The organism is Kaistella faecalis (genome assembly GCF_019195395.1).
Taxonomy (GTDB): domain Bacteria; phylum Bacteroidota; class Bacteroidia; order Flavobacteriales; family Weeksellaceae; genus Kaistella; species Kaistella faecalis.
The window spans coordinates 2,288,523-2,306,393 of record NZ_CP078067.1 but is presented as its reverse complement, the minus strand read 5'-3'; the positions used below and the strand labels follow the sequence as shown (position 1 = coordinate 2,306,393).

Below are 17,871 nucleotides of genomic sequence, written 5' to 3'. Positions count from 1 at the left end.
ATATTTCGGGTATAAAATTAGTGAAAAAATTCAAACTGGCTTTCGTCTGCCCATGCCAACATTTCACGGTCGCCCGATGTATCCCCAAACGCGATTATTTTGTCGAATTTTCTGCCTTTCACGGCTTCAATAATGCGTTTGACTTTTTCCGGACCGTTGCAGTTTTTACCAATAAAATTTCCGGTAAAAATATCATCCGCGAATTCTGTCTGTGTGGCTAAAAGTTTGATGTTGAGTTTCTCTGCAAAAGGTTTAACCCATATATCAAGCGAAGCGGAAACGATATAGCATTCTGTCTGAGTTCTGTCGATATTCTGAATAAATTCAAGAGCGTTTTTCCGAAAAATATCACGTTCAAATTTTTCAAAAAAGGACTGTGCTTTTTTATCAATTTTAGCGAGGCTTTCACCTTTTAGAATGGAAGAAATAAAACTTTTCTTCACTTTTTCAGCGTCTGCAAGATTTAATTTTAAGAGGATAAAGAGCGGAATATGTTTAACGAACTGCACATAAAATTTAGTAGAATTATAGAACTTAAGGTACAGAAACATGGTGTCTTTGTAAGTGAGAGTTCCGTCGAAATCGAAGAGATACAGTTTTTTCATTCCAACTTTGCTACAGCTTTAATTTTTTGAAAATAAACTCAGGAATATTTTTAATGATTAGCATAATAATACTCCAAAGCGGTAAAACATATGCCGTATTTTTTTTCCTTTTGTAGGCAGTATAAATTTCTTCGGCAGCCTGTCTTGGGGTTGCCGTAAGTGCCGGATTCAAAGGTAAGCCTTCTGTCATTTTGGTATCCATAAAACCTGGTTTTACGGTAAGTACATGAACTTTCCGGCTGAACATATAATTTCTCAAACCGCTCAAATAGGCTGTTAGTCCCGCTTTAGCGCTTCCGTAAATAAAATTACTCTGCCTGCCGCGGTCGCCTGCAACTGAAGACAGAACGATCATTGTGCCGGATCTCTGGCGCTCCATTTTAGCGGCGAAAAAATTGAGAACGGGAACGAGTTTTGCGAAATTGATATCGATAACCTTTTCTGTATTCTTATTGTTATAGAGGGCTTCATCAGTTCCCTCACCCAGATATCCTGTGGCACAAAACAACAGATCCGAAGTGATGTCATCAAACTTATTGTAATCGATTTCTTTCATCAAATCTAGCTCAATGATTTCAGTTTGCTGAAAGAACTTTACATCAATATGTTGGGCAAATTTCTGTGTCGTTTCTCTGTTCGAAGTGAAAAGAAAAACAGTCTGGTATTTTTCCCCTGCCTCTAAAACCTTCTCTACAAAGGCCTGCGCTATTTCTGAATTGCTTCCGAGAACGATCATCTTGTAGATTTAATTATTGCTGTTCATGATTCTTTTGTGCTGCATGGACACAAATTTTGGATTCTGCACGTTCTGGAGATAATTGGTCAGCGTGGATTTGCTCATGCTGTCTTTTGTAAGATAAATTCTTCCACCATATTCTTCAACGATTTCATCCAAATCAGTCACAAGTTTTTTAAGTCTGGAATTTACTTTAAAGTCCAGAGCAAGTGTGTATCCTTCGGTTGGGAAAGAGTTATAGGCATGCGGATTATTTTTCCCGAAAAGCTTCAGTACTGCCAGAAAAGATCCGTTGCCACTTTTTGCAATGGTTTGCAATATTTTTTCCATCCCTTCTTTACCTTTCTCCTTGGGAATCACCATTTGGTACTGGATAAATCCGCTTTTCCCATAGATTTTATTCCAGTCATTTACCACATCCAAAGGATAAAAAAATGTTTCGTAATCTACATAATTTTTCACCATCTTCTGCTGCTGTTTGTTGAAATAAAGGAAATTGAACAGCTTAACGGTAAATTTATTCAGTAAAAAATCAGGGAAGTAAAACGGTATTTTTGGGATCATTTTTTTCTTCAATCTCAGCGGATTCTCCTGCATTTTTTTCGGAAGTTCATGTTTAAACGCATGTTCACCCCGCATCATAATGCTTCTGCCAATGTTTTTTCCCCTTTGGAGGCAATCAATCCAGGCAACATTATAGGTCCAAGACTCACTTTCGTCAAAAAGTTTAAAAATCTCATCCAGATTTTGTGCTTTAACGGATTCCTGCCGGATATATGCGGTTTCTATATTTTTTAGTTTGAACTTAGCAGACAAAATAATTCCTGTAAGACCCATTCCGCCAATCGTTGCCCAAAATTTATCTTCGTTCTCTGTTCTGGAGCAAGTGATTACTTCAGAATTTTCGTTCAGCAGAGAAAACTCCTCTACATACTCAGAAAAACAACCTTCTGCATGATGATTTTTCCCGTGAACATCCGACGCTATGGCGCCACCAACTGTGATAAACTTCGTTCCCGGCGTCACATAAAGAAAGTAACCCTGCGGCACAATCACTTCTAAAACGTGTGAAAGCAAAACTCCGGATTCGCATTCGATAACTCCGTTTAACCGGTCGAAACTTATGAATTTATTGAGTCTTCTGGTCGAAAATATATGCTCGGATAGTGAAGCATCACCATAACATCTTCCGTTTCCCCTCGCGATTACTTCATTATTGTTCCTAACGAAATCCTTAATTCTTTCAATAGAATCTTCTGATTTTATTTCCTTTTCCACCACGGGAAAATTCCCCCAATTTGTTACTTTCTGTATAAAATTCGGTTTCATTATTTGAAATAAATTTGGAGTAAAAACGCTGCCAGCCAAAGCACTAGAGTAATCTGTATATACCGGTCCTTATAAATAATTTTGGTTGGAGATTCGGTTTTATTATAGACCAGGGTTTGCTGTAGATATCGTAAAAAAGCAAAAACCACAAAAATTACGGTATAAAAAACACGCGAATGAAACTTCTGCTGTACTTCCGGGGAAAGTGTAAACATGAGATAACAAACAATTGCCAGGGTACAGCTTATTGAAAGCGCAATGTCGGCAAACTGAACATTGTAACCATCCAGCGCTCGTCGTGTTTTACCGGAGATCTGGGCATTGATCAGCTCTCCTCTTCTCTTACCGATTGCAAGTACCAAAGCCAGCACAAATGTCAGTAAAATAGCCCACTGGGAAATATAAATTCCGGTGGCGTAACCTCCGGCAAGAACCCTCAGAACAAAACCGATCGCAATAATGGTAACATCGATAATTGCGACATGCTTCAGTTTGAAAGTGTACGCAACATTCATCAGAAAATAAAATATAATGATCGCGGCAAACTTCCAGAAATTATGATGAAAATACTGTGCTCCGAAGAAAATCAATACCGAAATCATTGCGATTAAACCAATAAAAAATACCACGGCTGTGGATTTGGAAATAACGCCGCTTGCTAAAGGTCTCTTACTTTTTTCGGGATGCTTTTTGTCGGATTCAATATCAGAATAATCGTTGAGAATATAAACAGTACTCGCGGCAAAGGAAAAGACTACAAATGCGAAGAGACTTTTGATCAGCAAATCGAAGTTGGTAATATTTCCGGAAAAGAAAAGGGGCGCAAAAACGAAAAGGTTTTTTACCCATTGCTCTACGCGAAGCAGTTTTAAATATTTCGTCATTCGTACTTAAAGAATAAGACAAAATTAGTGATTTTAAAATAAAAAAATCCGCCGAAGCGGATCTAAAATATAATGATTTTGATTTGGTCTACTGCTGACTTGTTTTAGCATCATTGATCATGTCTTCATTTGCAGTAATTGCAAATTCAACTCTCCTGTTTTCTGCTCTTCCGGCGTCGGTATCGTTAGATGCTACCGGCTCTTTTTCTCCTACTCCCATCGTTAACATTCTGCTTGAAGAAACGCCTTGTGAAATCAGATATGATTTTACTGCTGCGGCTCTTCTCTCGGATAAAGAAAGGTTATAGGCATCGGTTCCTTTACTGTCAGTATGACCGTAAATATTGATGTTGGTATCTAAGTTATTTTTCAATACCTGTGCTAATTTATCAAGATTAGCTTTTGCGGCAGAGGTAAGATCAGATGAATCAAATCCAAAGTTCACCATATTTTCTTTCATGGTTACTTTAATTCCCTCACCTACTCTTTCAACTTCTGCTCCCGGTAAGGTTTCCTTGATCTCTTTAGCCTGCTTATCCATATTTCTACCGATAACATTACCTGCAACTCCACCAACAATACCGCCAAGTACAGCGCCGGCTGGTGCATTTTTACCTTTACCTAAATTATTACCCAATACACCACCTATAACAGCACCTGCTGCCGTACCAATTACAGTACCTTTCTGTTGATTATTGGCATTTTTTACAGCCTCGCAACTTGTCATTAAAAGTGATGTCGATACGAAAAGCGCTGCTATATTTGTCTTATTAAAAATTTTCATAATAGTAATTTATATTGTTATTTCATTCCTGTTCTTGCGAAGTTGTAAACAATTCTTACATTCTCGCCTCCCGAAGGAACATTTTGTTCTAATGTGAATGCATCCGGAGTCTGGCTGATAAGGTTTAAAGAATATCCTTCGATTACCGCCTTTGCCTTAGATCCTTCTAATAATTTTTTGAATTTAAATTCATTACCGTTTACCACTTCAAACTTAATTGGCTGAATTACACTTGGGCAAGATCCGCCGCCATTAAGGGTATAAGAACCGGTCCAGTTATTAGGAATAAGTCTCCAGTGGCTGCCGACGAAGCACTGCGCATCTGCACCTTCGTCGAAAGGCCTAACTTTAAAATTCTTATCGTAATCTACACTTGTAATTTCCCAATCACCTTTCAGTTGCAGGAATTCTGCTCTGTTGGCTTGAGCGGTTTTTGCTGTGGAACAGGAAACGCTGATTGCGGCTCCTAAAATTCCGGCGAGTAATATATTTTTCATAGTAATAAAATTATGAATTACAAGTTACAAAAAACCGTGCCAAATTTTCATATTTAAAAAGAAAAGCCCGGTTATCCGGGCTTTTCGTAAATAGTCTAAATAACGATTATTTTCTTTTAATAACTTTCTTTACCACTTTTTTAGGAGTCTTCTTTACCACTTTTGCTTTAGCAACGGGTGCCGAAGCAGTTGGCTTATAGAAGTTTGTAAACGCATATTCCGCGGCTTTGCGAACATCGATTACCCCTCCAGCCTCAGAAATTAAATCGAATCTGTTGTTTGTATTGGAGTTGATCATCGCGTTAACAGATGATTTATTAGAAGTTTTCACAAGCGACTCGATAATCTGCTCGGGTTTCAGGTTTGGCATATATGCCAAAAGAACTGAAGCCGCGCCGGCTACCACAGGTGATGCCATTGAAGTTCCCTGCAGATATTCATACTTACCGTCCGGAACAGTGGAGTAAATTTTATCTCCAGGCGCGAAAACATTTACCATTTTCTGGTTATAATTCGAGAAATCAGCTCTCAAAAACTCGTTATTATTAGTTGATGCACCCACAACAAGCATATTATTTACAAATGGTTTAGCATCATTGATATCTTTAAAATTGGTAGGATAATAAACATTCTCAAAAATGTTTTCATTTTCATTTCCCGCTGCTTTTACCAAAAGAACGCCTTTAGTCTGTGCATACTTAAATGCATCCCAAACCACCGATTTACCAGGAGAAACAGGTTTACCAAAACTCATATTCAGGATTTTAGCTCCGTTATCAACCGCGTATCTTATTGCGTTTGCAACATCTTTATCGCGTTCATCACCATTGGGCACAGTTCTTACGGTCATAATTTTTGCCGTTTTGTAACCAACACCGTATTGCGTTTCTGTTCCCTGAGGATAACCTGCGATGATTCCCGCAACGTGAGTTCCGTGCTGTGCATCAGGACCTTCATAATTATTGTTACCGTAATATTTCTGAGTGTAATCGTCGTAATTATCGCCAACAACAGACGTTCTTGGATCGAAATCGAGATTATACTGCTGAGTAGCCTGCGGTGTGTAATAATCTAAAGCTTCTTTCATCTGCGCTTCCAAAAACTTCTGAACCTCTGCAGGTGATTTTCCTTTTACAGAAGGATCCTGCGCAACCTGACCTAAAACCGAAGCTGCCATAGCCTGTTCCTGACTGGCAGGTTTTAGTGAAGCGACAACTTCAGGAGTAAGATTCTGGCCGTTCAGCATCTTCACCATATCAGGAATCATTTTTTGAATTCTGGAATATGTTTCGTAACCCTGTTTAGCTTCGATACTTTTTTTGGTGAAGATTTCCTTTGATTTCATGTACATGGCAAATTCCTCCGCCATTTTTGCCTGATTTGCTTTATTTGTTGCAGAATTTGGACCTTCAAAAACAGATTGGTATTTCTTAACAACCCTGGTCACTTCCATATTATCGATATCTACGTCACCGTTTTTTCCACCGATAAAGTTCCAACCATGTATGTCATCAATATATCCGTTTCCGTCGTCATCTTTTCCGTTATTTGGAACTTCATTAGGATTTTTCCACATGTTTTTTATTAGACCCGGATGATCAACTTCCACTCCACTATCCAAAACTCCCACGATTACAGGTTTGGCCTTTAATCCTTTCGATTCAAGATATTTATAAGCGTTTTGGGTATTGACTCCGTAAGTATTTGAGGAAGAAAAATCTTTGTGATACCAGGTCATCAGATCTTTGTCCTTCATCGGGTCTAAAGCGGCATCTGCACTCTGCGCAAAAGATGCAACTCCTGAAAGGAAGGTAGCTGCAATTAGTATTTTTTTCATTATAAATTCTATTTGGTATAAATATTCTTTAAATAAGTCAAAGTTTCGGGTCCTTTGTTACAGATCAGATCGAGAATTGAAAGGTCTTTCATAAATCCCATCTTATCTGTGAAGGTTTGATAATATTCCTCCATTTCAAATTCAGTTTCTTTTTTGGCGGAAAACTGCTCCCTGCAATTAAGTTCTGAAGGAACTTTAACGTATTCATCATTCAAAGAGTATGCCTTTTCCGTCTTCATAATATCCTGAATAATTTTTAAAGCATGAAGATTAAACTGAATAAGCGAATCTGTTTCAAATTCAAATATTTTCTGAAGTCTGTCCTCGTAAAACTCAAAATAAGGTGAACTCTGATACGCAGTTTTAATGGATTTCCAGTGAAGTTTCTGCCAGTTCTCGCGGTGAGAAATTTTAATTTCCTTCATTACCCTCTCACTACTGTGGTTGATGGGAATAATTAAAGACAGTCTTCCGTTTGCGCCGTAAATATTGGTTCTGTTCCTGTAGGTCTGTTTCGGAAAATTTTCATATTGTTCTAAAACAATCTCGTTTTCTTCTTTCAAAAAAAACGCAAACCAGGAAATAGGTGGCAGATAGAATATGGGTAATAAAATTTTCATAATCAGTTTAATAAAAATCCCCCTCCGATGGAGAGGGATTTATGATTTTGTATCAGTTAGATATTAGTCTTCTTTACTTTTCTTTCTGAAGAATTTCGCAAAATAATCCCATCCAAAAAATAAAAGTAAAAGGATTGCCGCAACCCACCAGTAAGAAGTTTTATTGGCTTCGCCGGTGTTAGTCGCTTTAAACATGCGGTCCCAACGGATTCTTTTACCTTCGGGCTGGTAAGATGAACTGTTATCAGCGAAGAGCCCTTCCACACTCATCCAGGTAAACATCGGACTCCCCACAATATTTTCTTCAGGAACGAACCCGAAAAACCTTGCATCCAATGAGGCATCTCGATTGTCGCCAATCATCATGTAATAATCCTGTTTTATGGTGTATTGCGTAGTTTCCTGACCATTAACATAAATTTTTCCGTCTCTGTTTTCCAGTTTGTTATCTTCGTATTCCGAAATAATCCACTGGTATTCAGGTAAAGTTTCCTGATTTAACTTTACTACATCTCCTTTTTTAGGTATTCTTAAAGGTCCGTACCAATCCTGATTCCATTTTTTATTTACAGGAAAAATTGACTGCGTTGTATCTAAATTCTTTGTATAACTGTCTCTCGCTGCATTCACTTTATATGAAAGCGCTGCCGAATCCTTGGGCCAGATGTGTTCTTTAAGATCAACAACCTGCGGCAATTCCTTTATCTCTTTTGCCGTTTGATCAGTCAGTCCCTGAAAATCGTACAAATAACCGCTTTCAGTCTGAACTTCCTGCACGGGTAGAAATCCATATTTTCTGTAAAGCGCGGGAATATCTAATTGACTTCCTGTAGTTGCAATGAATTTGTGCTGCTTTTGCTGGTCGCCTAGAATAGTCTCAGGTTTTCCGTTTACAAAGATACGGCCTGCTTTAATTTCCAAAACGTCGCCTGCAACGGCTACACAACGTTTTACATAAGGATCTTTACGGTCGATTGCTTTATGAACCGAATCCTGCGGATAATTGAAAACTACGATATCGTTTTTCTCAGGTTTGCTGAACTGGAAAATTCGTGCATAAGGCAATTTCACTGCCTCAAGATAAGATTTAGGATCATCTTTCGGATTTCCCTTCTCACCGGTATCCATGATGGTACCCTGCAGGAATGGGATTGCCACAGGACGCATCGGCATTCTGAAACCATAGCTCCATTTATTTACAAAAAGAAAATCTCCTACAAGGAGCGTTCTTTCCATGGAACCTGTAGGAATTCCAAATGGCTGGGTCATAAATACATGGACGATCGTGGCAAATACCACCGCGAAAGTGATGGAACCCACGAAAGACTCTTTCTTTTTCTCGCCTTTTTCTTCTTCAGTTAAATAAAACTCTTCTTCAGTTTCTACCTCAGGATCTTTAGAATAATTGATGTAGGCCATATAAATAAACGGAAGAATCACGGTAAGCAGGCGCTGTGAAAAGCTGCTTTTGCCAAAATGTTTCATCAGAAACAGATGAAAAACCGTCATCATAATAGGTCCTACAATCGGAAGATAAGCCATCACTACCCACCATTTCGGATGCCCGGTTTCTTTCTGTATGATATAATAATTATAAAAAGGCACAAAAGCAAAAAGCGGATTGTAACCCATTTTTTTATAAAGTTTCCATGTAGAAATCCCCATCAGAAGAGAGAGGATTAAGACATAAACTGTATAAGTAAGAAAATAGCTCATAGTTTGTTGTTGGTGATTATTGACTTATTAGTTCGCAGGATCGTGAAACTGTTACAAATAAGTTTTAGTGCTTAGGAGAAAAGAACATCTATCATAGAAAAGTTTCCTGTTTTTCCCTGAATCCATTCCGCAGCAATTACTGCGCCCAGCGCAAAACCATTTCGGGAGTAAGCCGTATGTTTAATCTCGATTTCGTCAACGGAGCTTTTATAGAAAACGCTGTGTGTACCGGGAACCTCATCTTCACGGATGGCGAAAATGCCGAGTTGCTTTTCTTTGGTTTCATCGAGTTTCCAGCCTTCAAACCTTTGGTTATTTTTAATGATCCCTTCGGCTAAAGAAATTGCGGTTCCGCTAGGGGCATCTTTTTTGTGGACATGATGAATTTCTTCGAGCTGAACATTATATTCAGGGAAATTTTTCATTAAATCGGCAAGTTTTTCATTCAGCGCAAAGAAAAGATTTACGCCTAAACTGAAATTCGAACCATATAAAAAAGCAGTATTATTTTCGGCAGCGATTTTTTCGATTTCAGGCTTCTGGTCGAGCCAGCCTGTGGTTCCGCAAATCACGGGAATATTATTTTCAAGGCAGGTTTTAATATTGTTAAAAGCAACTTCAGGATTAGAAAACTCAATGACTACATCAGCGCTATTAAGGTTTTCCGAAGTTGGAGATTCATTAAGTCTTGCGACGATTTCATGATTTCTCTGGGTCGCAATTTCATCAATAATTTTACCCATTTTTCCGTATCCTACCAATGCTATTTTCATAGTTCCCTTTGATTTTACTTTAAAAATTATAACTTAAACTGAGGCCCGCCTTTGAATTCTGCTTTCCGAATTCATCGTAAATTACAGTGGGCTTCAGCGCAAGATCCGGATCTTTACGGCCTTCGTAAAGATGTGCATCCACAACCGCATCTACAATATTAAGGATGTAAACCAAGCCGGTAATTGCGATTGCATAATCGCGCTGCCGCTTTGCTCTGTCCTGCGTTCTTCCTAAGGGTTCCGCACTGATCCCAGGAATATCTGAAAACTCGTGAGGCTGACCGTTGAGTTGTGCGATGAATGCATCTCTGTAACGATTGTACTGTTTCTGATTCCAAAGCACTACCCCAACGCCGGTACCGATTCCGCCCCAAACAATTGGGATTTTCCAGTATTTCTTGTTGTAATATTGCCCCAGACCTGGTAAAACCGCAGAATACAAACCTGCTTTAGTAGGATTGTATCTCATAGTGGAGTCCGTTGCATTGGATTCCTGAATATCAGTATATACCTCGATTTCAGATTTTGGAGTAACTGCAGATATAGAATCCGTTGGATAATTTTCTACACGAATGGTGTCTTTCGGACTTACCTGCGCGAAAATTTTTAGTGAGAATAAGAGGACAAAAAGTACTGTAAGTTTATTCATTATCTGAAATGTGAGAGAATACTCTCGAGTTCTTCTTCGTTTTTGAAATCGAGAACAATTTTTCCTTTTTTGCCGTTGGCAGCAGCTTTAATCTCCACTTTTACCTCTAAAATATCGGCAAGGTTTTTCTCTGCTTTTTTGAAATGGTTAGGGACTGCAGTTTTCTGTCTTTTCGGTGAATTGTCTGGATTTTTAAGCCTGTTCGATTCCTCTTCTGCCTGGCGAACACTTAAGTTATTCTTAATGATTTTATTAAAAAGCTCCTCCTGTTTTTCTGCATTATCAAGGCTGATAATCGCACGCCCGTGGCCGGCAGAAATTTCTCCGCTTCGAATCGCGTTCTGTACATCAGGATTAAGTCTTAAAAGACGGATGGAATTTGTAATAGTACTACGTTCCTTCCCAACACGCTGGCTCAGGTTTTCCTGAGTCATCCCGATTTCTTCAAGAAGTCTCTGATAAGTTAAAGCAATTTCGATGGCATCTAGATCTTCTCTCTGGATGTTTTCAACCAAAGCCATTTCGAGCAATTCCTGATCATTAACTAAACGGATATAGGCCGGAATAGTTTCCAAACCTGCAATTTTACTCGCCCGGAAACGTCTTTCACCCGAAATAATTTCGAATTTATCGCCATCTTTTCTTAAAGTAACAGGCTGAATAATTCCTAAATTTCTGATGGACTGCGCTAAATCATTTAGGGCTTTTTCATCGAAATAGGTTCGTGGCTGTGTTGTGTTTGCATAGATATCCGCCAAAGGAACCTCCACGATGTTTCCCACAAATTTATCTGCGCCTTCATCGGTTGCGGAATTTACTGTAGCTTTGGATTCAGCACTTAAAATAGCGCCCAAACCACGTCCCATTGCTCTTTTCTTGTCTTTCATTTTTTATAAATGATGATTGTAATTATAGCGATCCGGATTAAAATCCTCGCTTAATTTTTTACTAAATTTTCGTTCTTCAGCAAAACTTCTTCGGCCAACTGAAGATACTGTATCGCTCCTTTGCTTTCTGCATCGTAATTCAGAATGCTTTCACCAAAACTTGGCGCCTCGCTCAAACGTACATTTCTGCTGATGATTGTTTCGAACACCATTTCCGGGAAATGAGAATTTACCTCTTCCACCACCTGGTTTGAAAGTCTTAAACGTGAATCATACATGGTCAAAAGCAAACCTTCGATATCCAGATCTTTATTATGGATTTTCTGAACATTTTTAATGGTATTGAGCAATTTACCCAAACCTTCCAAAGCAAAATATTCGCACTGTATCGGAATGATTACGGAATCTGCTGCTGTTAAAGCATTAATTGTGATCAAACCTAAACTCGGCGCACAGTCGATAATGATGTAATCATAATCTTCGCGAACAGATTTCAGCGCTTGCTTCAGCATATATTCACGGTTTTCGCGGTCTACCAATTCTATTTCAGCAGCTACCAGATCGATATGTGAGGGAATGATGTCTAAGTTAGGAGATGCCGTTTTCTGAATGCAGTTTTTAGCGTCTGCACTGTGCTCAAGCAAATTATAAGTAGAAAAATTAGCTTCATCTATTCCCAATCCCGACGTTGCGTTTGCCTGCGGATCGGCATCGATTAAAAGAATCTTTTTTTCCAGAACACCCAGCGCAGCTGCCAAATTAACCGCAGTAGTTGTTTTACCAACTCCGCCTTTCTGATTTGCAACCCCAATTATTTTAGCCATTAGTATTTATATTAATGCTCAAAAATACACTTTTTTATCATTTTCAGATGATTGTTGATAAGTTGGTTTAAGTTAAAGTATTGTTAATTAAAGCATTATACAGAAAAAAAATTATCCACAAAACCTGGTATTTTGTGGATAAGTTAATATTTACGATTTAAGGTGTTTTATTTACTCGAACATCATTGAAATCGGAAACTTAAAATAACTTCTTACATTTTCGCCATTGAGTTTAGCTGGTGCCCATTTTCCATTAATTTTTCTGATGGTACGTTCGGCTTCGACGTTAAAATCCCTGTCGGTTCCGGTGGCTTTAATGTTAGAAATTGTTCCGTCTTTTTCTACAATAAAAGTAACCATTGTTTTCATGAGTTCACCGGTTCCTTCGAAATCTCCGGCATTGAAATTCTGTACCACTTTTGCCCTGAAAGAATTGATTCCTCCCTGAAAAGCCGCTTCTACATCTACCCTAGTCGCAGGAGTATTGTCAATTTTTTTTGGAACTTCGGGTACTATTGGAGCCGTGACAGGTGGAGTTTCAATAACCGGAGGAGTAAGTACAGGCGGGTTATCTAGACTTGTTTCTGTTCCCGGCACCGCGTTTAACTTTTGATCATCAGTTACAGTTTTCACTTCGCGTGCATCTCTTGTCGGAGTAGCAACTCTGGTATCATAAGTATTTACTTTTGGCGCAACGGGAGGCGAAGGTTTGATGACTTCAGGTTCTTTGTCTCTGGTAATTGGGATCGGCGTTAAATCATGAATAACTGGTGGCGCTGGAAGTACTGTTTCTTGCACCATCAATGCATTAATTAATAAAGGCGTTAATGCGATTGCCGCAAAAAAAGCGACCCCGAGAAAAAGTGATTTTTTCAAAACTGCTCCCTCTTCATTTCGCAGTACGTACGCACCATAGCTTTTGTTTCGGTTTTCGAAAAGAATCTCGTTAAACCGTGATTCTCTGTCAGAAGTTAAAAAATTTTTCATGACCATTCAATTTAAATGTTAGACTTAGCAGTATTCAAATTATTTAATTTTAATTAAAATCTAAATACTTTTAAACAATAATCAAATAACAAACCAAATTTTTAGCAATTACAATAGAAAACTATTCTATCCATAATTATATGTAAATTTTAAACCAAACGATATGATCACGTATCTCAAAACTCTTCAATTCATTTAAAATATTCTTCAAAAAAGGCCTTAGTATTAAAATTTTTTAAAATAAATTTTCATCTGATTTAAAAAAACCATAAAAAAAGCTGCTATAATCTAATATAGCAGCTTTTTATTTGCTGAATTATCTTTAAAACAACTCTTTACGGATGATGTTCTGACTTCTTTCAGGACCTACAGAGACCAAATACACGTTAATTCCCAAATAGTTTTCGATAAACTCGATGTATTTCTTAGCATTTTGCGGAAGTTCGTCGTAGCTTCTTACTTTCGTAATATCTTCAGTCCAGCCTTCCAGTTCTTCGTAAATCGGCTCGTAATTATAAAGTTTGGTAGTAGAAGAAGTAAAATAATCGATAATTTTTCCGTCCTCAGTTTTATACTTAGTTGCGATTTTGAGAGGTGAAATTCCGGAAAGCACATCTAATTTAGTAATTACCAGATTGTTGATTCCATTGATCATTGTGGCATGCTTCAGTGAAACGAGATCCAGCCAGCCGGTTCTTCTGGGTCTTCCGGTTGTTGCTCCGAATTCGAAACCGATTTGTCTTATACTTTCGCCCAGTTCATTATCAAGTTCGGTCGGAAAAGGTCCTTCACCAACTCTTGTGGTGTATGCTTTTGCGACGCCTATTAAATTTTTGAGACTTGTTGGAGGAACACCCGCTCCTGAACAAACCCCGCCTGTAGTGGGAGAAGAGGAAGTTACATACGGATAAGTTCCAAAATCAATATCAAGCATTGCGGCCTGCGCGCCTTCAAATAAAATATTTTTTCCGTCGTGGATAGCCTGGTTAAGTTCAACTTCGGTATCCACAATTCTGTCCTTCAGTTTTTCACCAAGTTCCAGAAATTCTTTATAAATCTCATCAAATTCCAATGTTGGTTTTTCGAAATACTTTTCGAAAAGGGAATTTTTGATTTTAAGGTTTTTTCTAATTTTTTCCTCGAGGACTTCCGGATTCAGCAAATCAACCATTCGTATTCCTACTCTGGCAATCTTATCCTCATAACACGGACCAATTCCTTTTTTTGTGGTTCCGATATGCGTTCCGCCGGCTTCTTCTTCACGATACGTATCGAGTAATATATGATAAGGCATAATTACATGGGCTCTGCGGCTGATAAAAACATGATCTGTTTTCATTCCTTTTTCTTCAATCTGACCGATTTCTTTCAGGAAAGCCTTTGGATTTACAACAACACCGTTTGCGATAATGCATTTTCCCTTACACTGCAGAACACCGGAAGGAAGAAGGTGCAGCACGAATTTTTCTTCACCCGCATATACCGTGTGACCCGCATTGTCACCGCCCTGAAAGCGTACCACGTAGTCGGATTTTGCCGACAAAACGTCTGTAATTTTACCTTTGCCTTCGTCCCCATACTGAAGACCTACAACCACATAAGTTGACATATTTTACTTTTTTTAGATTTCTACAAAAATAGATTTATTAAAAGTTTTGGGCAAAAACTTTAACTTTTAAATATATAGAGAAGCAATATCTTGACAGTATTAAAAGTGGTGAAAATTATATTTTTAAAAAAATTCCTCAAAAAACCTTAAATTTGCATTTTGTAAATATATATGGACTCCATTCAAATTCACGACAAAACTTTTGTTCCTTATCTGAAAGACGCAGAAATTCAGGAAATTGTAAAAGCCACCGCGCTAAAAATTTACGAAGACTACAAAGACGAAACTCCAGTATTTATTGGGGTTCTGAACGGTGTCATCATGTTCTTTTCTGACCTGCTAAAACATTATCCCGGTAAATGCGAAATCGCTTTTATTCAGATGAGTTCTTATGCAGGAACCCAGTCTACGGGAATCGTTTACCAGAAAATGGAATTGACAAAAGACATTAAAGACCGCCACATTATCCTTGTAGAAGACATTGTAGATACAGGAAATACGGTAGAAAGTCTTTTTCAGTATTTCACCGAAACACAGCGCCCGAAATCTGTTAAACTTGCATCTTTCCTTTTGAAACCCGATGTTTACAAGAAAGAATTCAAACTCGACTATATTGGCAAAGAAATTCCGAACAAATTTGTTTTGGGTTATGGTTTAGATTATGATGAACTCGGCAGAAATCTGCGGGATTTATATCAGCTCGAAGAAGGCCGTATCAATGAATAAATAATATTTTGAGTGTAACCGCTCAAAACTTCAAATTATAAATCTAATAAAAATGATAAACATCGTTCTCTTCGGCCCTCCCGGAAGCGGAAAAGGTACGCAGGCACAGAACCTGATTGAAAAATTTAACCTGAAGCAGATCTCTACAGGTGACCTGTTCCGTTATAACATGAAAAATGGCACAGCTCTAGGAATCCTGGCAAAATCATATATTGACAAAGGAGAACTGGTACCGGATCAGGTAACAACAGATATGCTGATCGAGGAAGTGAAGAAACCTACCAATACAAACGGATTTATTTTCGATGGTTATCCCAGAACAGCAAACCAGACAGACGCACTGGAAACTATTGTTAAGGATATTCTGAATGATGAAATTTCAGTTTGTCTTTCGCTGATCGTGAATGATGAAATTCTGATTGAAAGACTTCTTAAAAGAGGCGAAACCAGCGGTAGAACAGATGATTCAAATGAAGAAATCATCAGAACAAGAATTAAAGAATATTATACAAAAACTGCAGAAGTTGCAGAGCTTTACAAGCAACAGGGCAAATACGTTGAAGTAAACGGAGTTGGCGGCATTGATGAAATTGCCGGTAAACTCTTTGCTGAAGTAGAGAAAATCAGTTTATAGTTTAGGCTTAATGGTTGATTAAACCATTCACCAACTGCTGCAAACTCACAATTAATTAGATATGTCAAATTTCGTAGATTACGTAAAAATCCACTGTAAAAGTGGTCATGGCGGTGCAGGATCTGCACACCTTCGCCGTGAAAAATATATACCGAAAGGCGGTCCCGATGGTGGTGACGGCGGAAGAGGCGGTCACGTAATTATGAAAGGAAACGCTCATGAATGGACGCTTTTACCTTTACGTTTCACCCGTCACATCAAAGCTGAGCGTGGTCACAACGGTCAAAAAAACCAGCTCACTGGTGCTTACGGTGAAGATATTTATATTGAAGTTCCGATAGGTACCATTGCAAAAAATGAAGACGGCGAAATTATCGCCGAAATCATGGAAGATGGTCAGGAAATTATTATCATGCATGGCGGAAAAGGGGGACTTGGAAACGAGCATTTTAAATCCTCAACCAACCAAACTCCAAGATACGCACAACCCGGACTTCCAGGTGAAGAAGGTTATGTAACTTTCGAGCTGAAACTTTTGGCTGATGTGGGTCTTGTAGGCTTCCCGAATGCGGGTAAATCTACACTTTTGGCAGCAGTTTCTGCAGCAAAACCCAAAATTGCAGATTACGCGTTTACCACGCTTACGCCGAACCTAGGTATCGTGGATTACCGGAATTATAAATCTTTTGTAATGGCCGATATTCCGGGAATTATTGAAGGTGCTGCAGAAGGTAAAGGTCTGGGACACCGTTTCCTGAGACATATCGAAAGAAATTCAATTCTCCTGTTTTTAATTCCTGCTGATGCGGAGGATTATTATCAGGAATTCGAAATTCTGGAAAACGAACTGAAAAAGTTTAATCCCGAACTTTTGGATAAAGATTATATCGTTTCGATTTCTAAAGCCGACATGCTCGACGAGGAGCTGAAGGATGAAATTTCTAAGAAATTCCCGGAGAACAGAAAACCTATTTTCTTTTCAGCGGTAACGCAGGAAGGTTTGATGGAACTGAAAGATGCCATCTGGAAAAAACTCCATGGCTAGTCTCCTGAAATAACTTATAAAAAATAGATTTGAGTTTCAAATCTATTTTTTTTGGAATAAAAGTTGCGGCGACACCTTAAAATAATAATATGAAATATTTCTTTTTTCTTCTCTCACTGGTATTCGTCCTCTCATGTGCAACCCCAAACGCGTCAAAATATTCGAAAATAGAATATAATGCTGAAGCCTGTTTTGGATTCTGCCCAATTTTTAAAATAACCGTTAATCCCGACAGAACCGCGGTTATAGATGCTGAAAGATTCACTTTTACAGAAGGAAGATCCAAAGATGACTTCAGCGGCCCAAAAGAAGGTATCTTTAAAACCACCATTAAACAGGCCGACTACAATAAACTTATCTCCCTTCTGGATGATTTGGATTTGAATAATCTCAAACCATATTACGGAAATAAGAATGTAACCGATTTGCCGACCGCACATCTAAGAATCACATTCACCGACGGAACTTCAAAGCATATTGAAGATTACGGAAAAGGAGGCACTGAAAAGCTTGATGAGCTCTACACATTCATAGAAAATCTCCGCAAAACCCAAACGTGGACTAAAGTCGCACAGTAAAGAAATTGCACTAAATATATTTACACTATCTTTGCAGCACAAAACTCCTTCCTCCCCGGAAGGATTTTTTATGTACGATGTCATTCTTGATGAATCCGCACCCTGCGGAACCCTGAAAATTTCACGGATTTTCTAATTCATTCCTTCGTTA

The 17,871-nt window shown here is 38.4% G+C and carries 19 protein-coding genes; 4 read left to right on the top strand and 15 right to left on the bottom strand.

Annotated elements, in window-relative coordinates:
- Window positions 1-17: 17 nt before the first annotated feature.
- The 15 genes from KTV93_RS10840 to KTV93_RS10770 all read right to left on the bottom strand — a co-directional run bounded on the left by KTV93_RS10840 (window position 18) and on the right by KTV93_RS10770 (window position 14,737).
- On the bottom strand, window positions 18-605 hold the full coding sequence (locus KTV93_RS10840; RefSeq protein ID WP_218248991.1) for an HAD family hydrolase: 588 nt from the start codon (window positions 603-605) through the stop codon (window positions 18-20).
- A 10-nt stretch (window positions 606-615) separates the two neighbouring features.
- Window positions 616-1,341: an SDR family NAD(P)-dependent oxidoreductase gene (locus KTV93_RS10835; protein WP_218248990.1), complete on the bottom strand. Its 726-nt coding sequence runs from the start codon at window positions 1,339-1,341 to the stop codon at window positions 616-618.
- A 9-nt stretch (window positions 1,342-1,350) separates the two neighbouring features.
- Window positions 1,351-2,670, bottom strand: coding sequence for an FAD-binding oxidoreductase (locus tag KTV93_RS10830; protein ID WP_218248988.1), 1,320 nt, complete (start codon window positions 2,668-2,670; stop codon window positions 1,351-1,353).
- Window positions 2,670-3,554: a decaprenyl-phosphate phosphoribosyltransferase gene (locus KTV93_RS10825; protein WP_218248987.1), complete on the bottom strand. Its 885-nt coding sequence runs from the start codon at window positions 3,552-3,554 to the stop codon at window positions 2,670-2,672. Before KTV93_RS10825 ends, KTV93_RS10830 begins: the two co-directional genes overlap by 1 nt.
- A gap of 88 nt (window positions 3,555-3,642) precedes the next feature.
- Window positions 3,643-4,338: a YiaD family glycine zipper/OmpA-like lipoprotein gene (locus tag KTV93_RS10820; protein WP_218248986.1), complete on the bottom strand. Its 696-nt coding sequence runs from the start codon at window positions 4,336-4,338 to the stop codon at window positions 3,643-3,645.
- Window positions 4,339-4,355: 17 nt separating this feature from the next.
- Complete coding sequence (locus tag KTV93_RS10815) at window positions 4,356-4,835, bottom strand: lipocalin family protein (protein WP_218248985.1); 480 nt, start codon at window positions 4,833-4,835, stop codon at window positions 4,356-4,358.
- 106 nt (window positions 4,836-4,941) lie between these two features.
- Entirely contained in the window at window positions 4,942-6,672 is a 1,731-nt protein-coding gene (locus KTV93_RS10810) for a S8 family serine peptidase (protein ID WP_218248984.1), read from the bottom strand.
- Between the two features lie 8 nt (window positions 6,673-6,680).
- Window positions 6,681-7,292, bottom strand: coding sequence for a WbqC family protein (locus KTV93_RS10805; protein WP_218248983.1), 612 nt, complete (start codon window positions 7,290-7,292; stop codon window positions 6,681-6,683).
- A 63-nt stretch (window positions 7,293-7,355) separates the two neighbouring features.
- Window positions 7,356-9,008 (bottom strand): signal peptidase I, encoded by a 1,653-nt coding sequence (lepB, locus tag KTV93_RS10800; protein ID WP_218248981.1) that lies wholly within the window; start codon window positions 9,006-9,008, stop codon window positions 7,356-7,358.
- A 71-nt stretch (window positions 9,009-9,079) separates the two neighbouring features.
- Complete coding sequence (gene dapB / locus KTV93_RS10795) at window positions 9,080-9,781, bottom strand: 4-hydroxy-tetrahydrodipicolinate reductase (protein ID WP_218248980.1); 702 nt, start codon at window positions 9,779-9,781, stop codon at window positions 9,080-9,082.
- Window positions 9,782-9,800: 19 nt separating this feature from the next.
- Window positions 9,801-10,430: a DUF5683 domain-containing protein gene (locus KTV93_RS10790; RefSeq protein WP_218248979.1), complete on the bottom strand. Its 630-nt coding sequence runs from the start codon at window positions 10,428-10,430 to the stop codon at window positions 9,801-9,803.
- Entirely contained in the window at window positions 10,430-11,317 is an 888-nt protein-coding gene (locus KTV93_RS10785) for a ParB/RepB/Spo0J family partition protein (protein WP_218248978.1), read from the bottom strand. The genes KTV93_RS10790 and KTV93_RS10785 overlap by 1 nt, the downstream gene beginning before the upstream one ends.
- Window positions 11,318-11,367: 50 nt before the next feature.
- Entirely contained in the window at window positions 11,368-12,141 is a 774-nt protein-coding gene (locus KTV93_RS10780; protein WP_218248977.1) for a ParA family protein, read from the bottom strand.
- A gap of 171 nt (window positions 12,142-12,312) precedes the next feature.
- Window positions 12,313-13,128 (bottom strand): energy transducer TonB, encoded by an 816-nt coding sequence (locus KTV93_RS10775; RefSeq protein WP_218248976.1) that lies wholly within the window; start codon window positions 13,126-13,128, stop codon window positions 12,313-12,315.
- Window positions 13,129-13,450: 322 nt separating this feature from the next.
- Window positions 13,451-14,737, bottom strand: coding sequence for an adenylosuccinate synthase (locus tag KTV93_RS10770; RefSeq protein WP_218248975.1), 1,287 nt, complete (start codon window positions 14,735-14,737; stop codon window positions 13,451-13,453).
- 171 nt (window positions 14,738-14,908) lie between these two features.
- Here KTV93_RS10770 and KTV93_RS10765 point away from each other — a divergent pair, with 171 nt between their 5' ends.
- From KTV93_RS10765 to KTV93_RS10750, 4 genes are all read left to right on the top strand, one after another.
- A complete protein-coding gene (locus KTV93_RS10765) occupies window positions 14,909-15,463 on the top strand; it encodes a phosphoribosyltransferase (protein WP_218248974.1) in 555 nt (184 codons plus the stop codon).
- Window positions 15,464-15,515: 52 nt separating this feature from the next.
- The gene (locus KTV93_RS10760) at window positions 15,516-16,097 is read left to right on the top strand and encodes an adenylate kinase (protein ID WP_218248973.1); all 582 of its coding nucleotides are present in this window, start codon (window positions 15,516-15,518) and stop codon (window positions 16,095-16,097) included.
- Window positions 16,098-16,158: 61 nt separating this feature from the next.
- The gene (obgE, locus tag KTV93_RS10755) at window positions 16,159-17,142 is read left to right on the top strand and encodes a GTPase ObgE (protein WP_218248972.1); all 984 of its coding nucleotides are present in this window, start codon (window positions 16,159-16,161) and stop codon (window positions 17,140-17,142) included.
- A gap of 89 nt (window positions 17,143-17,231) precedes the next feature.
- The gene (locus KTV93_RS10750) at window positions 17,232-17,720 is read left to right on the top strand and encodes a DUF6438 domain-containing protein (RefSeq protein WP_218248970.1); all 489 of its coding nucleotides are present in this window, start codon (window positions 17,232-17,234) and stop codon (window positions 17,718-17,720) included.
- The last annotated feature ends 151 nt before the right edge of the window (window positions 17,721-17,871 follow it).

What these genes read in the sequence shown, in the direction of transcription:
- KTV93_RS10840 (WP_218248991.1), bottom strand. Translation starts at nt 605, where the DNA reads ATGAAAAAACTGTATCTCTTCGATTTCGACGGAACTCTCACTTACAAA.
- KTV93_RS10835 (WP_218248990.1), bottom strand. Translation starts at nt 1,341, where the DNA reads ATGATCGTTCTCGGAAGCAATTCAGAAATAGCGCAGGCCTTTGTAGAG.
- KTV93_RS10830 (WP_218248988.1), bottom strand. Translation starts at nt 2,670, where the DNA reads ATGAAACCGAATTTTATACAGAAAGTAACAAATTGGGGGAATTTTCCC.
- KTV93_RS10825 (WP_218248987.1), bottom strand. Translation starts at nt 3,554, where the DNA reads ATGACGAAATATTTAAAACTGCTTCGCGTAGAGCAATGGGTAAAAAAC.
- KTV93_RS10820 (WP_218248986.1), bottom strand. Translation starts at nt 4,338, where the DNA reads ATGAAAATTTTTAATAAGACAAATATAGCAGCGCTTTTCGTATCGACA.
- KTV93_RS10815 (WP_218248985.1), bottom strand. Translation starts at nt 4,835, where the DNA reads ATGAAAAATATATTACTCGCCGGAATTTTAGGAGCCGCAATCAGCGTT.
- KTV93_RS10810 (WP_218248984.1), bottom strand. Translation starts at nt 6,672, where the DNA reads ATGAAAAAAATACTAATTGCAGCTACCTTCCTTTCAGGAGTTGCATCT.
- KTV93_RS10805 (WP_218248983.1), bottom strand. Translation starts at nt 7,292, where the DNA reads ATGAAAATTTTATTACCCATATTCTATCTGCCACCTATTTCCTGGTTT.
- lepB (WP_218248981.1), bottom strand. Translation starts at nt 9,008, where the DNA reads ATGAGCTATTTTCTTACTTATACAGTTTATGTCTTAATCCTCTCTCTT.
- dapB (WP_218248980.1), bottom strand. Translation starts at nt 9,781, where the DNA reads ATGAAAATAGCATTGGTAGGATACGGAAAAATGGGTAAAATTATTGAT.
- KTV93_RS10790 (WP_218248979.1), bottom strand. Translation starts at nt 10,430, where the DNA reads ATGAATAAACTTACAGTACTTTTTGTCCTCTTATTCTCACTAAAAATT.
- KTV93_RS10785 (WP_218248978.1), bottom strand. Translation starts at nt 11,317, where the DNA reads ATGAAAGACAAGAAAAGAGCAATGGGACGTGGTTTGGGCGCTATTTTA.
- KTV93_RS10780 (WP_218248977.1), bottom strand. Translation starts at nt 12,141, where the DNA reads ATGGCTAAAATAATTGGGGTTGCAAATCAGAAAGGCGGAGTTGGTAAA.
- KTV93_RS10775 (WP_218248976.1), bottom strand. Translation starts at nt 13,128, where the DNA reads ATGAAAAATTTTTTAACTTCTGACAGAGAATCACGGTTTAACGAGATT.
- KTV93_RS10770 (WP_218248975.1), bottom strand. Translation starts at nt 14,737, where the DNA reads ATGTCAACTTATGTGGTTGTAGGTCTTCAGTATGGGGACGAAGGCAAA.
- KTV93_RS10765 (WP_218248974.1), top strand. Translation starts at nt 14,909, where the DNA reads ATGGACTCCATTCAAATTCACGACAAAACTTTTGTTCCTTATCTGAAA.
- KTV93_RS10760 (WP_218248973.1), top strand. Translation starts at nt 15,516, where the DNA reads ATGATAAACATCGTTCTCTTCGGCCCTCCCGGAAGCGGAAAAGGTACG.
- obgE (WP_218248972.1), top strand. Translation starts at nt 16,159, where the DNA reads ATGTCAAATTTCGTAGATTACGTAAAAATCCACTGTAAAAGTGGTCAT.
- KTV93_RS10750 (WP_218248970.1), top strand. Translation starts at nt 17,232, where the DNA reads ATGAAATATTTCTTTTTTCTTCTCTCACTGGTATTCGTCCTCTCATGT.